Source organism: Magnetococcales bacterium, from assembly GCA_015228935.1.
Classification (GTDB): domain Bacteria; phylum Pseudomonadota; class Magnetococcia; order Magnetococcales; family DC0425bin3; genus HA3dbin3.
Genome location: JADGCO010000173.1, coordinates 1 through 4,761, shown reverse-complemented (window position 1 = coordinate 4,761; position 4,761 = coordinate 1). Strand labels below are relative to the sequence as shown.

Below are 4,761 nucleotides of genomic sequence, written 5' to 3'. Positions count from 1 at the left end.
GATGGAGGTCCAGGAGGAAGCGGCTCTGCCCTTCCTCCTGGCGGGGTTTGGGGCGAGAGCCACCCAATAAAATCTTTCTTCCCAACTATTTTGAATCTCTTTGGTTGCAACCTGGTATCATTTACCAACCATCATGAAGGCCGACCAGATGTACGGGTAATTCCACTCCGATGAGTTCAACAACGCCAACTGGGATTCCCGTAACGCCTTGCGGGGGTCCGTGCCGGCCAATATTCGCTTGTAGAACCCGGTCATCAAGGCCTGGGTGCCCGCATCGCTCACTTCCCAAAGGGAAGACATCACATTGGCGGCACCCGCCTCCTGAAAAGCACGCCGCAGACCGTAGACTCCCTCTCCTTCATGGATCTCGCCCAATCCGGTTTCACAGGCCGACAATACCACCAACCGGGTTCCGGTCAGATTGAGATTCATCGCCTCCAGGGCGGTCAACACCCCGTCATTGCCGGTATCGATGTCACCCAGAAAAGAGGCGTTGACATTGATGCCCGAGAAGGCCAATCCGGCCCGCAGCAGGGGATTGTCGCCAGGCGGCGGCATGTGTATATCGGCACCACGTTGTAATTTCAGCAAACGTTTTTTGAGATTTTCGTCGGCCTTGAGGAAAAATCCGTGGGTGGCGATGTGCAACATGTCCGGGACTTCGCCGAGGGTCTTGAGCGTCTCTTCCTGGGCATCATGATTCACAAACAGTCGATTCTCCTTATGCGACTTGGAGACGTTCTGGCTGATCAATTCTCCCTCTTGCAACGCCCCAGGCAGCAGATCGAAACGCAAACCCCGCATGCCCACCGAAAATGCCCGCAGACCTGCCCGCAATTGACTCGTGGCGGCGGAGCGGCGTCCACTTCCCCCCTCTGTTGCTGTTTCCCCTTCGACAGCGGCCAGTTCCATCTCTGTTTCAGCTTCTTTTTCCGTATCTTTCAGCGTCGAACGCTTATTTTGAGCATCGGCCAAGGCTCTCTTACCGGCTGCCTTGCGGGCTTCGATCTGGGCTTTTTCATTCGCCAGTTTTCCAGCCTGGGTTTTTATACCGGCTGCCTTGCGCGCATCAACCAGGGCTTTTCTGCCCGACACATTTTCCGAGCTGTAGTCTGGACCGGCCAGGATGACCATCTTGCCGTTTTTGACCACGGGCAATTCCGGCGTGACCAGATCACGGCTGGAATTGAGGATATGCAAATCGACGTTCTGGAGCAGATATTCCTTGCGGTCGTTGACCAAGGCATTGAAGGGCATGATGTTCAGGATGCCATCCGGGATGACATATACATTGGCCTGTTTGCCGATAAACTCTTCCAATGGCTTCCATATCATGTTGTACAATTGATTGCCGACTTCCTTGAAATCCTCTTCTGCGGCATTTTCATCCTGAAGAATGGTGCGGTATTTGATCACCTGTTTTTGGATGGCTTCCATATCCTTGTAGCCGACCATGCCAAATTTTGGCTGGCCATTTTCCTTGCGCAGGAGACCCGCCACCATTTTTTCACTGCTTCCCTCCCGATAGATTAAAAAATCCACCAGGAGTGACGACTCTGGAAGTTTTTCAACCAGATCTTTGACGGTGATCGCGGCCACGTTTTGCCGGAAACGAAGGCTGGCACGTCCAAGGTCCGCTTCCAACGTGTTGATACGATCCTCCATGGCACGGAGTTGTTTCACATGCGCCTCACCACTGACGCCCTCCTTGGGACCGGACAGGGTCATGGTGGCCAGTTCCTTGCGGGTTGCGGTCAATTCCTGAATCAGTTTTTTCAGGAGGGGATCGGCGGTCAGCCGCGCAATCTGCTGAATTTCGGAGCTGACCTTCAGCAGCAGCCCCTTGCGTGCCAGACCCGCTTCCAGGAGTTCCTCGCCCCCGCGTGCCGGTTCCAGGCGGCTGAGCAGGGTCAGATAATCACTGTATTCCGGCAGATGCAGCGTGACATATCCGGCGCGGGCATTGTCTCCCACCACCCACATCATCCGATTGAGAAACTCCGTGCGGCGCAAAAAGACCGTATGCCGCAGACGCAGGGCAGCTTCGCTGTCGTGCAAGGCATCCTTGACCATGGCCCAGCCGTTGAGGGTCTCAAAGGTGTAGGGATGTTGGGGGCCGAGGATTTTTTCTTCCAGTTGCGCGGTTTCCTGGAACAGTGTGTCGGCTTCCTGAGAGCGCCCCTGATCCCGATACAGGGCCGCCAGATCCTGCATGGAACGCAGGGTATCCATATGGGAGGCTCCCAGGACCTCCTGCCGCAGGGCCAAGGTTTTTTTGAACAATCCCTCCGCCTCGTCGAGACGGTGCAGTTTGTGCAAGGTCCTTGCAAGATTGTTCATGCCTTTCAAGGTTTTCTGGTTTTTCTCTCCCAGGCTGGCCTGCCACTGGGTGACCACTTCCTGGAACTGTTTTTCCGCGCTGGAGTAATCCTGGCGGATCATTTCCAGGTAGGCCAGATTGTTGATGAGGGCCAGGGTGTCGGGGTGGTTGCGTCCCACCCGTTGGGTCGAGATGGCGATGGCCTTGTCATAGAGCGGACGGGCCTTGTCAAAATTTCCCTGGCCTTCATAGAGCAAGGCCAGGCTGCTCATGATGGTCATGGTGGTGGGGTGTTCCTCGCCGAGGAGTTCCTGCCCCACTTTGAGGGCTTCCTTGAACATGGGTTCCGCCTGATCATACAGCCCCTGCTGCTCAAAGATCAGGCCGAGATTGTTCAGTATGGCGATGGTGGTTGGGTGTTTTTCACCCAGGGCCTTTCTGGCCCGTTGCAGGGTATCCTGATAAATCTTTTCAGATTCATCCAATTGTCCGCTGCGTTTCAGGATTCCGGCCAGGCTGTTCAGGCTGGCGATGGTGTTCGGATGATCCGCTCCAAAGAGTTGTTTTTTCTGGATAACCGTTTGGCGGGCCAAGGTTTCTGCCTCGGCAAACTGGCCGCGATCTTCATAGACCTGGGCGAGCAGATCCCGGATCCGCACCAGCAACCCTTCGGGAAATGCCAATGCCTTGTTATCTCCTTCAGCCAGGAGTTGTTTCAGGATTTGCAGTGCCGGTTCGTATTGTGCCTGCAAACGGTATACGCCGGCCAACCCCAGTTGGGCCTCCCGGATCGACAGGGCATGGGCGGGCTGGGTGGCTTGGCGCAGATCCTGAAGCTGAAGATAACTTTTTTCTGCTTCAGGATAACGGCCCTGCTGCGTCAGCAACCAGCTCAACTGGTCCAGACATTCGATGCGTTCTTCATGCCAGGGGCCAAGCTGGTCTGCCAGTTTTTGACACACCTCCTGGAGAATTTTTTCTCCGGTATCAAAATGTCCCAGATTTTGTTGGACTTTAACCAAAGCCCGAGCGGCATTGAGGGTGTCCAGGTGGTCCGCTCCCAGACTCTTGCTGTACCCCTGTTGGACTTCCGTATAGACCTTCAGGGCGTCCATGAAGAGGATGCTCCCCTCCAGCATGTTGCCCAGGCGGGATTGCATGGCCAGGGTCTCTGCATGATCTTCGCCGAGGGTTTTGCGGATTGCATCGATGGTTTGGGTCAGCAAGGTCCGGGCCTGATCCCGTTGGCCGGTCTGGTACAGGTGGATGGCCAGATCCCGTTGGGTGGTCAGGACAAAATAGTGTGTACTGCCAAAATGTTCCTTGGCCAGGCTCAATGCGGCCCGCAGCAGCCGCACGGCTTCACCATTCTGACCTTTGGCACTGGCCGTTGCGGCCTGTTCCATCAAGGCGGACCAGGTCGGGAGATATTGGGCGGCACCTGTGGCTGGCGGTGCCATGGCCTTTTCCAGACTGGCTTCCATGGCTTCCGGCCTGGTGGATGCCAAGGCACGGATCTGCGTATTGTATTCAGCGATTCTGTCGTATCTCTTTCCCTTGACGGTCAACTGCATGGCGCGTTTGAAATAATCGATGGCCTGACCGTTATTGCCTTGTTCCCGGCTTAAATGGGCCACGGTACGGAGAATCTCTTCGTTGGCATCGGATTGGGCGGCTGCCTTGAGGAAATGGCGCAGGGCCTCATCGACATCGCCGTTATCCAGGGCTGCCTGACCCGCTTCAGCCTCTTGGGCACCGGCGTTTTGTCCGGCGGCTCCGGTTGTTGACTGGCCGGGGAGCGTGGCCTGGGAACCTTTATCCGGTCCGGCAACCCCGGTCGTTGACTGGCCGGGGAGCGTGGCCTGGGAACCTGCGCCCCCGGCAGCAATGGGTGTCTCTCCATATGCAGGGAGAACCACCGACCAGGTGAACACACACAGCCCCACCCCCAGGATTCGATCCAATCTCCGGGTCTTTCCACCAGGAACACCTCTGTTTGGGCACATGGCTCAATCACCTTTGTATTGGTTCAACGGAAACCCGTATGGCTGCCGACCGCCTTGTCGTTCCATTGGAATGGCCCTTGGCCTGGCTTGGGCTGACTCACCGGTCCATGACAGTCCACAGTCGTGTCTGAATATGGCTCCGACAAGCCCATGGGCACCTGGCAACCAGGTTGGATTGGGTGGACCCCGACGCGAAGGAAGGCGATTTCAGGGTACTCCGACCCGACAGACGAAAGCAACATCCATCTGCCGTTCGTGGATCGCTCGGTTTGTTTTGAAAAGAGTACTGCCCGGTTTGTTTTGGTAAGAATACTGGAAAAGAATGAAACCGCGTCTACTGCGAAATGGACAATTTGGAAAAAATTGAAAAAAAGTTTTTATTGGGGCGCTGCCCCAAACCCCGCCAGGGGGAAGGGCGCAGCCCTTCCCCCTGGA

At 56.0% G+C, this 4,761-nt stretch carries 1 protein-coding gene; it reads right to left on the bottom strand.

Features of this window, described 5'->3' with window-relative positions; genetic code table 11:
- Nucleotides 1–117 precede the first annotated feature (117 nt).
- On the bottom strand, nt 118–4,284 hold the full coding sequence (locus tag HQL65_20235) for a CHAT domain-containing protein (GenBank protein MBF0138565.1): 4,167 nt from the start codon (nt 4,282–4,284) through the stop codon (nt 118–120).
- Between the last annotated feature and the right edge of the window lie 477 nt (nt 4,285–4,761).